The following is a 15,201-nucleotide window of genomic DNA, read 5'->3' on the forward strand; positions in this document are numbered from 1 at the left end:
CACCTTTCGATGGTTCGTTCACTTCGTTCACTCATGTGGAGGTTCCTCCCCGAAAGCTCCAGGCTCAGTGGTGCTGGGCTCGGTTGTGCCGGGCTCGGTGGTGCTGGGCGCGGTGGTGGCGGCGGGCAGGGTGAGCAGCATGGTGGTGCCGCCGCCCGGGGTGTCCTCGACCTCCAGGCTGCCGCCCATCGCCTCGGCGAGGCCGCGGGAGAGGGCGAGGCCGAGGCCGACGCCGGTGGTGTTGTCGGTGTCGCCGAGGCGCTGGAAGGGCAGGAAGACCCGGTCGCGGTCCTCGGGGGCGATGCCGGGGCCGCGGTCGATCACCCGGATCTCCACCTGGTCGGCGTGGTGGCTGGCGGTGACCAGGACGGGCGCGCCGGGGGCGTTGTACCGCAGCGCGTTGGTGATCACGTTGGCGAGCACCCGCTCCAGCAGCGGCGGGTCGGCGAGCACCGGCGGGGCGGTGTCCAGGTCGAGCGGCTGGACCGGCGCGTACGGGTCGGGGAGGCTGTCGAGCGCCCGGGGCAGGATCTCGTCGAGGTGGGTCTCGGTGAGGTGCAGGGTGAGCGCGCCGGCCTGGAGGCGGCTCATGTCGAGCAGGTTGTCGACCAGCCGGGTGAGTTTGACCAGCGACTCGTCGGCGGTGGCGAGGAGTTCGGCCTGGTCCTCGGGCGAGAACTCGACGTCGGGGCTGCGCAGCGAGCCGACCGAGGCGCGGGCGGCGGCCAGCGGGGTGCGCAGGTCGTGGCTGACGGCGGCGAGCAGGGCGGTGCGCATCCGGTCGGCGGCCTTGATCGGCTCGACCTCGGCGGCGACCACGGCCAGCCGGTCGCGCTCCAGCGCGGCGGCGACGTGGGCGGCGAAGGCGGTCAGCACCCGCTGGTCGGCGGCGGGCAGCCGGCGGCCGGTGAGCACCAGGAGGGCGTCCGCGCCGACCGGGACCTCGGCGGTCTCGTGCGGCCCCTCGCCGTCGCCCTGGTGGTCCCCCTCGCTGTGCGCGAGCACCTCGCCGTCGCCCCGGGAGAGCAGCGCGACGGCCCGCATGCCGAAGGCCGTCCGGGACTTCTCCAGCAGGGCGGGCAGCGCGTCGGCGCCGCGCAGCACGCTGCCGGCCAGGGTGGAGAGGGTCTCGGCCTCGGCGGTGGCGCGGGCGGCCCGGCTGGTGAGCCGGCCGGCGTGGTCGACCACGGTGGAGACGGTGAGCGCGATCGCGGCGAAGACCACCAGGGCGACGATGTTGTTGGTCTCGCCGATGGTCAGGCTGTGGACCGGCGGGATGAAGTAGTAGTTGAGCAGCACCGAGGCGACGACCGAGGCCAGCAGGGCCGACACCGCGCCGCCGAGCAGGGCGACGATCACCACGCCGAGCTGGAAGATCAGCGCGTCGGTGGTCAGGTTGATGCTGTGGTCCGCCTGCGAGAGCAGGACGGTGAGCAGCCAGGGCACCGCCAGGCCGGCCAGGTAGCCGGCGATGGTGCGGCGCCGGGAGTGGCGGCGGCCGAGCGAGGGCAGCCGGCCGCGGCCGGTGAACTCGTGGGTGACCATGTGGACGTCGATGTCCTCGGAGTCGTCCACGGTGGTCTGCCCGGTGCCGGGGCCGGTGAGGAAGCGGTTGATCCGGCCGCGGCGGCTGGTGCCGAGCACCAGCTGGGTGGCGTGGTGGGCGCGGGCGAAGGTGAGCAGCGCGGTCGGGACGTCGTCGCCGACCACCACGTGGTAGCTGCCGCCGAGGGTCTCCACCAGCTGCCGCTGCTGGGCGAGGGCGCCGGAGGAGGCGCCGGCCAGGCCGTCGCTGCGGGAGACGTGGACGGCCAGCAGTTCGCCGCCGGCCGTGCGGTCGGCGATCCGGGCGGCGCGGCGGATCAGGGTCTCGCCCTCGGGGCCGCCGGTGAGGGCGACCACGACCCGCTCGCGGGTCTCCCAGACCCGGTCGATGTTGTGGCTGGCCCGGTAGTCGCGCAGTCCCTCGTCCACCCGCCCGGCCACCCAGAGCAGGGCGAGTTCGCGCAGGGCGGTGAGGTTGCCGACCCGGAAGTAGTTCGAGAGCGCGGCGTCCACCTTCTCCGCCTTGTAGACGTTGCCGTGGGCCATCCGGCGGCGCAGCGCCTGCGGGGCCATGTCGACGAGTTCGATCTGGTCGGCCCGGCGGACCACCTCGTCCGGGACGGTCTCCCGCTGCGGGATGCCGGTGATCTTCCGGACGACGTCGTTCAGCGATTCCAGGTGCTGGATGTTGACGGTGGTGACGACGTCGATCCCGGCGGCGAGCAGTTCCTCGACGTCCTGCCAGCGCTTGGCGTGCCGGCCGCCGGGGATGTTGGTGTGCGCCAGCTCGTCCACCAGCACGACGGACGGGCGGCGGGCGAGCACGCCGTCGAGGTCCATCTCGTCGAACCCGGCGTCCCGGTAGTCGCGGTGGACGCGGGGCACGACCTCCAGGCCCGCCAGCATGGCCTCGGTGTGCGGTCTGCCGTGGCACTCGATGTACCCGACCACGACGTCGGCCCCGCGCTCCTGTCTGCGCCGGGCCTCGTCCAGCATCCGGTACGTCTTGCCGACCCCCGGCGCGGAGCCGAGGTACACCCTCAGCCGGCCGCCGCGGATGCCGGTGCCGGGGGTGAGGTCGCGGGCCATGGGCACTGCTCTTTCCATCGGGAGGTGGTGCACGTCTGCGGACGCGGGTCGGCCGGCCCGGGCGCGGGAGGCGTGCCCCCCGTGCCCGGGCCGGCCCGGTCACCCGTCTGTACGAGGTGGTGTCACTTCTGCTCGCTGAGCGCCTTGTTGAGCAGCACGACGTTGACGCCCTCGTTGCCGAGGAAGCCGAGCGAGCGGCTCTCGGTGTACTTCTCGACCAGTTTGCCCACCGTCTCCACCGGCAGGTCGCGGTGCTTGGCGACCCGCTCGACCTGCTCCTTGGCGTACGCGACGGAGATGTGCGGGTCGAGGCCGGAGCCGGAGGCGGTCAGCGCGTCGGCCGGGACGCTCGCCGGGTCGACGCCGTCGAACGCGGCGACGGCGGCGCGGCGGTCGTTGACGGCCTTCAGCAGGTCCTCGCTGTTCGGGCCGAGGTTGCTGGCGCTGGAGGAGGACGCGTCGTAGCCGGTCCCGGCGGCGGAGGGGCGGGGCTGGAACCACTTCGGGTCCGGCTGGGCCTCCTCCTTCGGGTCGTCCGGGTTGGTCTTCGGGAGGTTGAAGCTCTGGCCAATCAGGCTGGAGCCGACCTCCCTGCCGCCGGACGTCACCGGCGAGCCGTTCGCCTTGTCGGTGAAGGCGACCTGGGAGACACCGGTGATCAGGAGCGGGTAGACGACCCCGAGGATCACGGTGAGCACCAGGAGCGCTCGCAGGGCCGTGAAGTGGGTGCGGAGGATCGTCGGCAGGGGCTTGGACATGGTTTTCTCTCCTTCCCGCTTCAGCTGAGGCCGGGGATGAACTGGACGATCAGGTCGATCAGCTTGATGCCGACGAACGGCACCACCAGGCCGCCGAAGCCGTAGACGCCGATGTTGCGGCGCAGCAGCGAGCTGGCGTCGGACGGGCGGTAGCGCACGCCGCGCAGGGCGAGCGGGATCAGGCCGATGATGACCAGGGCGTTGAAGATGATCGCCGAGGTGATCGCGGACTGCGGGCTGTGCAGGCCCATGATGTTGAGGTGGCTCAGGCCCGGGTAGACCCCGGCGAACATCGCGGGGATGATCGCGAAGTACTTGGCCACGTCGTTGGCGATCGAGAAGGTGGTCAGCGCGCCGCGGGTGATCAGCAGCTGCTTGCCGATCTCCACGATCTCGATCAGCTTGGTCGGGTTGGAGTCCAGGTCGACCATGTTGCCGGCCTCCTTGGCCGCCATGGTCCCGGTGTTCATCGCGACGCCGACGTCGGCCTGGGCGAGCGCGGGGGCGTCGTTGGTGCCGTCGCCGGTCATCGCGACCAGCTTGCCGCCCTCCTGCTCCTTCTTGATCAGGGCCATCTTGTCCTCGGGCGTGGCCTCGGCGAGGAAGTCGTCCACGCCGGCCTCCTCCGCGATCGCCTTGGCGGTCAGCGGGTTGTCGCCCGTGATCATGATGGTCTTGATGCCCATCCGGCGGAGCTCGTCGAAGCGCTCCCGCATGCCCTCCTTGACCACGTCCTTGAGGTGGATGACCCCCAGGACGCGGGCGGGCGCGCTGCCCGTCTTCGCGGCCACGACCAGCGGGGTGCCACCGGCGGCGGAGATCCCGTCGACCAGGGTGGAGACCTCGTCGCCGACCGAACCGCCGTTCCCGGTCACCCAGTTGGAGACCGCACCGGCGGCGCCCTTGCGGACCTGGTGGACGCCCACCCGTCGCCCACCACCGCCCTTGTCCGAGTCGCTGCGCTCCGCCCCTTCCATTTCCTCGTCCAGGTCGACGCCCGACATCCGGGTCTGGGCGGTGAACGGGACCCAGGTGGCGTGGGTCAGCTCGCCCTGGGCGCGGGCCCGCAGACCGTACTCGGTCTTGGCGAGGACCACGATCGAGCGGCCCTCCGGGGTCTCGTCCGCGAGCGAGGAGAGCTGCGCGGCACTGGCCAGGTCCTCGGTGGAGACGCCCGGGGCGGGCAGGAACTCGGCGGCCTGGCGGTTGCCCAGGGTGATGGTGCCGGTCTTGTCGAGCAGCAGGGTGTTGACGTCGCCGGCGGCCTCGACGGCGCGGCCGGACATCGCCAGCACGTTGCGCTGCACCAGCCGGTCCATGCCGGCGATGCCGATCGCGGAGAGCAGCGCGCCGATGGTGGTCGGGATGAGCGCGACGATCAGGGCGACCAGGACGATCATCGACTGCGGGGCGCCCGCGTAGGTGGCCATCGGCTGGAGCGTGACGACCGCGACCAGGAAGACGATGGTCAGCGAGGCCAGCAGGATGTTGAGCGCGATCTCGTTCGGCGTCTTCTGCCGGGCGGCGCCCTCGACCAGGGCGATCATTCGGTCGATGAACGACTTGCCGGGCTCCGAGGCGATCTTCACCACGATCCGGTCGGACAGCACCTTGGTGCCGCCGGTGACGGCGCTGCGGTCGCCGCCGGACTCCCGGATGACGGGCGCGGACTCGCCGGTGATCGCCGACTCGTCGACGCTCGCGACGCCCTCGACCACGTCGCCGTCACCGGGGATGACCTGCCCGGCCTCGACCACCACGTGGTCGCCGAGCCGGAGCGCGGTGCCGGGCACCTCCTCCTCGGCGCCGGTGGCCGGCCAGTCGGTGAGCCGACGGGCCATGGTGTCGCTCTTGGTCTTGCGCAGGGTGTCGGCCTGCGCCTTGCCGCGGCCCTCGGCGACGGCCTCGGCCAGGTTGGCGAAGATCGTGGTCAGCCAGAGCCAGACGGTGATGGCCCAGGCGAACACGGACGGGTCGGCGATCGCGGCGACGGTGGTGACCACCGAGCCGACCTCGACCACGAACATCACCGGGTTCTTGACCATCACCCGGGGGTCGAGCTTCTTCACCGCGTCCGGCAGGGACGCGAGGATCAGCTTCGGGTCGAGCAGGCCGCTCGACACTCTGTGCGGCGCGGCGGGCTCCGCCTTGTCGGCCGGTGCGGGGTTGAGCGTAGGGGTGGACATCAGGAGGACAGACCTTCCGCGATCGGCCCGAGAGCCAGGGCCGGGAAGTAGGTGAGGCCGACGACGATCAGGATCACGCCCGACAGCAGGCCCACGAACAGCGGCTTGTGGGTGGGCAGGGTGCCCGGGGTGGCCGGGACCGGCTGCTGCTGGGCGAGCGAGCCGGACAGCGCCAGGACGAAGACGATCGGCAGCAGCCGGCCGAAGATCATCGCCAGGCCGAGCGCGGTGTCGTACCAGTCGGTGTTGACGGTGATGCCGCCGAAGGCCGAGCCGTTGTTGTTGGCCGCCGAGGTGAAGGCGTACAGCACCTCGGAGAAGCCGTGGGCGCCCGAGTTGAGCATCCCGGCGCGCTCACCCGGCAGGGCCATCGCCACACCCGTGCCGACCAGCACGATCGTCGGCGTGGTGAGGATGTACAGCGAGGCGAACTTCATCTCCCGGCCGCCGAGCTTCTTGCCCAGGTACTCGGGGGTGCGGCCGACCATCAGGCCCGCCACGAACACCGCGATGACCGCCAGCACGAGCATCCCGTACAGGCCGGAGCCCACACCGCCGGGCGCGATCTCGCCCAGCATCATGTTGAAGACCGTCAGCCCGCCGCCGAACGGCGTGTACGAGTCGTGGAAGGAGTTCACCGCGCCGGTCGAGGTCAGCGTCGTCGAGGCGGCGAACAGCGAGCTCGCGGCGATGCCGAAGCGCTGCTCCTTGCCCTCCATCGCGGCGCCCGCGGCCTGCAGGGCGGTGCCGTGGTGCTGCGACTCGGCGAGGGTCAGCAGGGCCACCGAGGCGGCCCAGAACAGGCCCATCACGGCGACGATCGCGTAGCCCTGGCGGTTGTCCCCCACCATCCGGCCGAAGGTCCGCGGCAGCGCGAACGGGATCAGCAGGATCAGGAAGATCTCGACCAGGTTGGTGAAACCGGTCGGGTTCTCGAACGGGTGCGCCGAGTTGGCGTTGAAGAAGCCGCCGCCGTTGGTGCCGAGCAGCTTGATGACCTCCTGGGAGGCCACCGGGCCGCCCGGGATCTTCTGGACCTCGCCGGCCAGCGAGGTCACCTCGTGGAAGCCGTGGAAGTTCTGGATCACGCCGTTGGCGGCCAGCACCAGGGCGAAGACGATCGAGACCGGCAGCAGCAGGCGCAGGTTGATCCGGGTGAGGTCCACCCAGAAGTTGCCGATCCGGTCCGTCCGGTTGCGGGTGAAGCCCCGGATCAGCGCGGCGACGACGGCGATGCCGACGGCCGCGGAGACGAAGTTCTGCACCGCCAGGCCCGCCATCTGCACCAGGTGGCCCATCGCGGACTCGCCGCCGTAGGACTGCCAGTTGGTGTTGGCGACGAACGAGATCGCGGTGTTCCAGGCCTGGTGGCCCTCCATCTGCGGAACACCCAGGTTCAGCAGCAGGTAGCCCTGGAGGCGGATCAGGCCGTAGAGGAAGAGGACGGAGACGGCCGAGAAGGCCAGCACCGAGCGGAGGTACGACGGCCAGCGCTGGTCCGCGTCGCCGTCGACGCCGATCAGCTTGTAGATGCCGCGCTCGACTCTGAGGTGCTTGGCGGAGGTGAGGAGCTTGGCGATGTAGTCGCCGAGGGGGCGGTAGCACAGGGCCAGCGCGCCGACGAGGGCGATGACCTGGAGCCAGCCCGCGAGAGTGGATCCCATGTCAGAACTTCTCCGGGAAGATCAGCGCCACGACGAGATAGCCGACGAGCGCGACGGCCACGACCAGACCAGCGATGTTCTCGGCGCTCACAGCTTCTCCACCCCCCGCGCGATCAGGGCGATGACGGCGAACACGGCGACCGTGACACCGACGTAGATGAGATCGGACATGGGCTCCACCAGAGTGGTTCGGGAGATGCCGCGACCTGGGCCGAAGGGGCTCGCGCGGCGCCGGCGGACGACCGGCAGATGCAGCAAACCAGCCGTCAGCGGCGCGTTATGGGGCCCTGACGCCCTCCATACGGGTGACAGCGCGACGTTGACGCGGCCTTGACGGGCGCTTCACCGGACCGAGACCGTCGTGATCGGGCCGAGACACGGCGGCGGGCCGGGGGCGCGTTCGGCGGCGGGCCGCCGGGGGCACGCCCGGGTACGGAACGGCCCCGGGCGGCGGGCTGCCGTCCGGGGCCGTTCCGTACCCGTCCCCTGATCACATCCGCATGCGCAGCCGGCAGACCACCGCGTCGGTGTGCCGCCGCAGGGCGCGGTCGATCACGGCGCCGCGCCGGTTCTGGAGCGCCCGCTGCCACCAGCGGGCCGGCTCCACCTCGGGGATCAGCACGGTGAGCCGGTCGTAGGCGTGCTCCGCCCCCAGCTCGTTGACGAAGTCGGCGATCGGCCGGCCCAGCCGGCGGTGGACGTCCGGGATCTCCACCAGCGGCACGCCGGGCCGCCACAGCTCCCAGTCCCGGCGCAGCGCCTCGGCGGCGGCCGGCTCGTGCACCACGGTCACCGCCATCACCTCGTCGCCGAGCGAGAGCGCCGCCGACAGGCCGTCCCTGGTCAGCCGGGTGATCGCGGTCACCGGGACGACGACCAGGCTGCGCTGCCTGGTCACCGGGCCGGGCACCCGGCCCAGCTCCAGCCGCTCGCCGATCCGCCCGTAACTGCGGTGGACCGCCTCGAACAGCACCACCAGCAGCGGCAGGGCCACCACGATGCCCCAGGCGCCCTCGGTGAACTTGGTGCCGGTGACGACCAGCGCCGCGACGCCGGTGAGCAGCGCCCCGAAGCCGTTCAGCGCGGCCTTCCACCGCCAGCCGGACGGCCGGTGCAGCAGCCAGTGCCGGACCATGCCGACCTGGCAGATGGTGAAGCCGACGAACACGCCGATCGAGAACAGCGGCACCAGGCTGTTGACGTCCCCGCCGGAGCCGGCCAGCAGCGCCGCCGAGACCGCGGCCAGGAACAGCACGCCGTACCGGTACACCTGGCGGTCGGCGCGCAGCGCGAACAGGTGCGGGAGGTGGTTGTCCCGGGCGAGCAGGTCGAGCAGCACCGGCAGCCCGCCGAAGGAGGTGTTGGCGGCCAGCCCGAGCAGCACCACGGTGGCGAACTGGACGACGTAGAAGCCGAAGCCGTGGCCGAGCGAGGCGTCGGCGAGCTGGGCGAGCACGGTGACGCCCTCGACCGGCTGGAGGTGGAAGCGGCCGATCAGCACGGCCAGTCCGATCAGCATCACGCCGAGCAGGGCGCCGAGCGCGACCTCGGTGTGCTGGGCGCGCTTGACCCGCGGGGTGCGGAAGGAGGGGACGGCGTTGGCCACCGCCTCCACCCCGGTCAGCGCCGAACAGCCGGCCGCGAAGGCCTTGAGCAGCAGCAGCGCGCCGACGGTGGTGGCGTTCTCGGCGAGCGTCGAGGCGTGGCCGGCGGCGGCCGCGGTGCTGGCCGGGGCGTCCCGGAACAGGCCGACCACGACGATCGCCAGGATGGAGAGCACGAAGACGGCCGTCGGCGCCATGAACCAGCGCGCCGACTCGGCGATCCCCCGCAGGTTCACCGCGGTGACCAGCGCGAGCACCCCCAGGCAGAGCCAGACCCGGTCGTCGTACAGGCTCGGGACGGCCGAGGTGAGCGCGGCGACGCCGGCGGTGACCGAGACCGCGACGTTCAGCACGTAGTCGACGACCAGCGAGGCGGCCGCGGTCAGCGCGGTCCGGCGGCCGAGGTGCGCCTTTGCCACCGCGTAGGCGCCGCCGCCGTCCGGGAACGCCGCGATCACCTGCCGGTAGGAGGCCACCAGCACCGCCAGCAGCAGGGCGATCGCCGCGGTGACCGGCAGCGTGAAGCCCAGCCCGTACGCCCCGGCGGCGGCCAGCACCAGCACGATCGACTCCGGCCCGTACGCGACCGAGGCCATGGCGTCCAGCGAGAGCGCGGCCAGCCCGCCGAGCGCGCTGAGCCGGTGCCGCTCGTCTCCCGCGCCGGTGCCAGGCGGCTCGGAGTCGGCCGTGACGGCCGGGGTGGTGATGGCGCTGGACATCGGACGGGACCTCCGCAGTCGGTAGTTGCTCCGATCCTGCGGTCCGCGCGCCCGTCGCCCGCCGGGCCCCTACGCGTTCCTGACGCCGCCACGAGCGGCCTTGACGTGCCCTTGACGCGGCCGTCACGCCGCGTCGGCCTCCGTCGGGTGGCTGTTGGCGGGGGTGGGGCGAGCCGTTTGTCCCGGCGGTCGCCGGCTGGGAAGACGATCAGCTCTGTCGAAGGACTCCCACCCCCGGGCCCCACTCTGCTGCCTGGCACCCGTAATTGCAAGCAATGTGCAATAAGTCGGCCCGGCACCCGCCCTCCCGACTCCCCGCTCCCCCGCCCCCGGCAAGGCCACCCCGGCAAAACGAAACAGCCCCCGATCCGCGTTTCCGCAGATCGGGGGCTGTTTCTCTATCCTGTGGCTGGTGCAGGGTTCGAACCTGCGTAGCTTGCGCGACAGATTTACAGTCTGCTCCCTTTGGCCGCTCGGGCAACCAGCCAGGATCTTCGTTTCCCGGGGTGTTCACCCCGTTCGACTTGGTAAACCATACCCGATGCCGGGGGGTGCTCCGCCACTCGATAGATCACGCGACGATCAAGAAACCGCGGGCGCCCGCTACGGGCGGGGCCGGTGTGGCGCTGGATAGGCTGGGGTCGCGGGCGCCCCCGAGGGGCGGGCCCGTGCCAGTGAAGACCAGAGCATCAAGGAGACCAATACCCATGGCCGACTCCAGTTTCGACATCGTCTCGAAGGTCGAGTGGCAGGAGGTCGACAACGCGATCAACCAGACCTCCCGCGAGATCGCGACGCGCTTCGACTTCAAGAACGTGGGCGCCGAGATCAGCCGCTCGGGCGAGAAGATCGAGATGAAGGCGAACGGCGAGGAGCGCGTGCGCGCCGTACTCGACATCCTCCAGACCAAGTTCGTGAAGCGCGGCCTGTCGCTGAAGGCCCTGGACGCCAACGAGCCCCAGCTGTCCGGCAAGGAGTACAAGATCTTCGCCAACGTCAAGGAGGGCATCACCACGGAGGACGCGAAGAAGGTCGCGAAGATCATCCGTGACGAGGGCCCGAAGGGCGTCAAGGCGCAGGTCCAGGGCGACGAGCTGCGCGTCAGCTCGAAGAGCCGCGACGACCTCCAGGCCGTGCAGGCCCTGCTCAAGGGCAAGGACCTGGACTTCGCGATCCAGTACGTGAACTACCGCTAGCAAACGCCGCTGACCTGCGGGAACGCTAGCTTTTCGGCCCGGGAGGGCACATCGAGGGCACAACGCTGGACGATGCGCACAGCCAGAAGCGTGTCGAAGCAGCTCCCCTCGATGTGCCCCCCGGGGCGTCGACACCGGCCAGCGCATTCGGTGTCAGTCCACGCCCTCTTGACGCCACGCACCCCGGGAAAACCACCTCCAGGAACCCCTATGTGATCAAACGGTCACGCAGAACCATCGAGCGGCGTAGCCTGTCCTCGGCCTGCAGGGTGGCCTGTTGGCGAGGATGGGGGGCAACGTGAGCCAGGAGCAACCGCTGTGGCGGCTGGAGGTGCTCGCTGGCGGCGACACTCTCCGCCAGGAACGTCTCACTCGGGACCTACAGGACGCGCTCCATCGCGCCGGCGCACCCGAGACGGCCTACCTGACTGCCGAGACCGCACCCACAGACGATGGCCGCAAGGGCGGGGCGCTCACCGAGATCACAGCCCTGGGGCTCGCAGCAGCCGCTGCTCGGCCGGCGTCCCGCGTCCTGATCGAGTTGATCAAGGAATGGTGCGCCAAGGACCGCCATCGGAAAGTCGAGATCACTGACGGGGAACGGTCGCTCACCGTGACTGGTCGGCCGGACGAGACCCAAGAGCGGATCATCCGAGCCTTCCTCAACCAGGCCGACGAGCCGGGCACCTCCGAGGACGAACAGGCGTGACTCGCTTGGTGCGGCGCCGCGCTCTGCTGATCGCCAACGAGAACTACGACGACGGCCGCTTCGGTCGCCTGCCCTCCACCAAGGCGGACATCTGGCACTTGGGGCAGGTACTCGAACACCGCAGCATCGGTGCCTTCGTCTCGGTGAAGACGGTCACCGACCTCACTGCGGACGACATGCAGTACGAGATCAGCGAGTTCCTCGAAAGCTGCGATCAGGACGAACTCGCACTCCTCTATGTCTCCGGCCACGGCACCAGGCTCTCCGCTCGCGCGGGTGGAGAGTTCCACTTCGTCGCCAAGGACACCGACTACGACCGGGTCGCCGCGACCGCGGTGGGCGCGGGCTTCGTCAACGAGCGCCTGGAGTCCTGCTGGGCGCGGCAGAAGGTCGTGATGATCGACTGCTGCCAGAGCGGTGGTTTCGCAGTCGGCCTGCGAACCACGGACCAGCCGAGCACACCGGCCGCGAAGTCGGGTGCGGACTCGCCCCTGCGGAGTCACGGCGTGTACGTGCTCTCGTCCTCGCGCGTCGGTGAGGACTCGTTCGGCGGCTCCGAGATCGGTGGCGTGATCGAGCCGTCCGCCTTCACCGCGGAAGTAGTCGAAGCGCTGCGCACCGGCAAGGTCAGCAAGAGCGGGACTGGAGAGGTCTCCGTCGGCGACCTGTTCGACTACGTCGTCCGACGCATGCGCGCCAAGGGGTCGGCGCAGATCCCAGTCAAGTCCGCCCACGGTGTCGACGACCGCATGATCCTGGCCAGTTGCCCTGTCGGCAGCGCCCCGCGACTCGCACCGCTCAATCGGCGGGCTTCTTCCGAGACTCCACCGACCGAGCAGACTCCCAAGGCCGCCTCTCCGGGCCGGAGCCAACCCGGGTGGAGCGAACTCCTCGACTACTACCGGGAATGTGTGCTCTCGGACGAGGCCGACACACCGCTCCTGTCCGTCCATGACCACGGCACCTCCTACGTCTGTCTCACCGGATCGGAGCGTTTCCTGTCCGGCGAGTTGGACGAGGACGACTGCACCGAAGTGCCAGCGGAGGCGGTGGAACTGATCGAGGCCGCCACGGCCCAGGACGCGGACCTCTGGGCCGGCTACCCCGTTGTCCTCCTCACCGGCCCTCGCACCGGAAGGAGCTGGGCAAATCCGAAGTTCGCCCCGCTGCTTGTACGCCGGGTCGAGGTGGTGCATCACGAGGACAGCATCCGGCTCAAGCCCTACGGCCCGGTCATGCCACACCCCCGGCTGGCCGAGGAGTGGCTCGGCAAGGAGCAGGCCGCCGAGCTCTCGGAGACCTACCATCCGACCTGGCATGCGGGACAGCATGATCGGATGGCTGTGGACGTGCGCAACCTCCTGATGCAGGAGTACGAGCTGCCGTGTGTCGACGAGCCCCGCCCCGACCAGTTGGCCGACCGGATCGACGTCAAGACGCCAGGCCGCGGCGCTCGTAACTCCGCAGTGCTCTTCCTGGCTCCGCGCGACTCCAGGGCGACCAAGAAGCTGCTGGACGACTTCAAGAACATCGCCAGGAAGATTCCCGAGATCGGGCGCACCGCCCTCGCCGCACTCTCACCGGTACCGGCCGAACGTTCGGAGTCTGACGAAGGAAACGCCCGGCCGGTCCGACTGGTGACGCCGCTTCCCTCCAACGAGGCGCAGTCGGCCGTGCTGCGGTCGGCCATGACGCATCGGCTCACCGTGGCCACCGGTCCGCCCGGTACCGGCAAGAGCCAGCTGGTGGCCAATCTCGTCGCCACGGCCTTGACTGCCGGTGAGCGGGTGCTGATCGCCTCCACCAACAACCAGGCCGTGGACGAGGTCTGGCAGCGCTGCGAGCAGCTCTCGCCGGGCAGTGTCGTCCGCACCGGCTCCACCGGGCGCGAGGTCGACTACCGGGAGATCGAAGCAAGGACCCTTCGCGCACTGTTGGAGGTCTCGGCACCGGAGCGGAATCTCACGACCGCTGGGCTGGAGGTCGATGTCGCGACCGACCAGCTTTCTCGGGTGCGGAAGGAGTTCGCCCAGGTGGCCCGCACCGAGCGGGCACTGCGTCAGACCGGCGAGGCACGGGACCAGCACGCCGATAGCCTCGGCACACCGGTCGGTGACCTGGTCGAGCTTCTCGCTGGCAGCGACCTCGATCAGCTGGCGCGCAAGGCCGCTGGCCTCTCGCGTGCCTGGTTCTTCGGTGAACGCCGCCGCAAGGGGTTGCTGCGCCGAGTCGGAATCGAGTCCGACGAACGGCCGACCGCCGAGCTGTGCTCGGTTCTATCGGACTTCGCCGCAGCCGAACAAGGCTGGCGCAGCGGGCGCGCGCGTGCACTGGCCCTGCCGGACGACGCCGTGCTGACCGAGAAGCTCGACGGCGCCGAGTTCGGGGTGCGATCCACCAGCAACGTTCTGCTCGACAGTGCCGTGAAGACGGCAGCCCGCGCGGGGCGGCAAGCCATCATCGGACTGCTCACCGCTCGCGACGCCAACGGGAGTGACTGGCCTGCGGTCAAATCGGTGCTGCCCTCCGTTCGGGGTTGGGCAGTGACCAGTCTCTCGGCCCGACGGTTCCCACCGGACGCCGCCCTCTTCGACCTGGTGATCGTCGACGAGGCCAGTCAATGCGCCATCCCCCATGTGCTGCCCCTGCTGTTCCGGGCGCGCCGCGCGCTGATCATCGGGGATGCCATGCAGCTGCCGCACATCGCCAAGATCGGCCCGGAGCGCGAGTCGGTGATCCGGCGCGCAAGTGGACTTCGCTCGGACTGGCTTGAGCGCCAGCAGCTGGCCTATCGGCGGCACAGTGCCTTCCACGCAGCGGAGCGGGCTGCCGGAACCAGCCTGCTCCTGGACGAGCACTTCCGGTGCCATCCGGAGATCGCCGCCGTCTCCAACCGTCTCTTCTACGACGGCCGGTTGACCGTCCTCACGGATGTCCGATCGCGCCCGTCCTTGGAGAAGCCGGCGATCTTCTGGTCGGATGTCAGGGCTACGGCTGCACGGCCGCGATCCGGGAACTCCTGGGTCAACGAGGGCGAGATCACCATGGTGGACAGCTTCGTACGGAGCCTGCTCCGCGATCTTCCTGCCGAGGCCTCCATCGGTGTCGTCACCCCGTTCAAGGCCCACGAGGAAGCGCTGCGGAACCGCCTCCGCGATCACGATCCAGCGCGGGTCCGTGTCGGCACTGTCCACACCTTCCAGGGAGGGGAACGCGATGTCGTGATCTTCTCCCTGGTCGCGAGTGACGGAATGCACCCCGGTGCGATCGGCTGGGTGGACCGACAGCTCAACCTCTGGAACGTTGCGATCACCCGTGCTCGCTCACACCTGATCGTCGTCGGCAATGCCGAACTCTGGCAGCAGCGCGGCGGAGTCGGCACCACGCTCTTCCGTGCCTCAGCTTCAGCGGGGAACCAAGTCCGGGCCGACCACAACGAGCACAACGAGTTGCTCAAGAGGTTGTACACCCACCTGTCGGCTTCTCCTGGATCGACCGCCGAGCTCGACACCGTTGTGAACGGCCATCGAGCTGACGCCATCACACGAACTGGCCAGGACATGCGGGCAGTTCTACTCGACCTCGGACATTCTGAGGGAGCTGACGAGGCTCGCCACCTACGTCTTATGCTCCGGCGGCGGCAGTTGCTCGACATCGAGGGTGGCAGCAGCGCCCTGCGCCTTCCCGCCTGGCGCCTCTACGACAGGTCGTCCGGCTCCATCCACACATAA

The 15,201-nt window shown here is 70.2% G+C and carries 9 protein-coding genes and 1 tRNA gene; 3 read left to right on the forward strand and 7 right to left on the reverse strand.

Annotated elements, in window-relative coordinates; all coding sequences use genetic code 11:
• Positions 1–27 precede the first annotated feature (27 nt).
• From ACWDCZ_RS06825 to ACWDCZ_RS06855, 7 genes are all read right to left on the reverse strand, one after another.
• Positions 28–2,634: an ATP-binding protein gene (locus tag ACWDCZ_RS06825; RefSeq protein WP_449815388.1), complete on the reverse strand. Its 2,607-nt coding sequence runs from the start codon at positions 2,632–2,634 to the stop codon at positions 28–30.
• A gap of 122 nt (positions 2,635–2,756) precedes the next feature.
• Complete coding sequence (gene kdpC, locus ACWDCZ_RS06830) at positions 2,757–3,392, reverse strand: potassium-transporting ATPase subunit KdpC (protein ID WP_449815389.1); 636 nt, start codon at positions 3,390–3,392, stop codon at positions 2,757–2,759.
• Positions 3,393–3,412: 20 nt separating this feature from the next.
• The gene (gene kdpB / locus ACWDCZ_RS06835; RefSeq protein WP_375877792.1) at positions 3,413–5,578 is read right to left on the reverse strand and encodes a potassium-transporting ATPase subunit KdpB; all 2,166 of its coding nucleotides are present in this window, start codon (positions 5,576–5,578) and stop codon (positions 3,413–3,415) included.
• The gene (gene kdpA / locus ACWDCZ_RS06840; RefSeq protein WP_387822865.1) at positions 5,578–7,242 is read right to left on the reverse strand and encodes a potassium-transporting ATPase subunit KdpA; all 1,665 of its coding nucleotides are present in this window, start codon (positions 7,240–7,242) and stop codon (positions 5,578–5,580) included. The genes kdpB and kdpA overlap by 1 nt, the downstream gene beginning before the upstream one ends.
• A 1-nt stretch (position 7,243) precedes the next feature.
• Positions 7,244–7,333: a K(+)-transporting ATPase subunit F gene (gene kdpF, locus ACWDCZ_RS06845; protein ID WP_045693083.1), complete on the reverse strand. Its 90-nt coding sequence runs from the start codon at positions 7,331–7,333 to the stop codon at positions 7,244–7,246.
• Positions 7,334–7,732: 399 nt separating this feature from the next.
• Positions 7,733–9,565, reverse strand: coding sequence for an APC family permease (locus ACWDCZ_RS06850; protein WP_449815390.1), 1,833 nt, complete (start codon positions 9,563–9,565; stop codon positions 7,733–7,735).
• Between the two features lie 406 nt (positions 9,566–9,971).
• Positions 9,972–10,052 (reverse strand) — tRNA-Tyr (locus ACWDCZ_RS06855).
• A gap of 220 nt (positions 10,053–10,272) precedes the next feature.
• Between ACWDCZ_RS06855 and ACWDCZ_RS06860 the strand changes: the two genes are divergently transcribed.
• The 3 genes from ACWDCZ_RS06860 to ACWDCZ_RS06870 all read left to right on the forward strand — a co-directional run bounded on the left by ACWDCZ_RS06860 (position 10,273) and on the right by ACWDCZ_RS06870 (position 15,201).
• Positions 10,273–10,761, forward strand: coding sequence for a YajQ family cyclic di-GMP-binding protein (locus tag ACWDCZ_RS06860; protein ID WP_049652087.1), 489 nt, complete (start codon positions 10,273–10,275; stop codon positions 10,759–10,761).
• A gap of 298 nt (positions 10,762–11,059) precedes the next feature.
• Complete coding sequence (locus tag ACWDCZ_RS06865; protein WP_449815391.1) at positions 11,060–11,470, forward strand: hypothetical protein; 411 nt, start codon at positions 11,060–11,062, stop codon at positions 11,468–11,470.
• Entirely contained in the window at positions 11,467–15,201 is a 3,735-nt protein-coding gene (locus ACWDCZ_RS06870) for an AAA domain-containing protein (RefSeq protein WP_449815392.1), read from the forward strand. The genes ACWDCZ_RS06865 and ACWDCZ_RS06870 overlap by 4 nt, the downstream gene beginning before the upstream one ends.

The sequence above is a fragment of the Kitasatospora sp. NPDC001225 genome, from assembly GCF_053597855.1.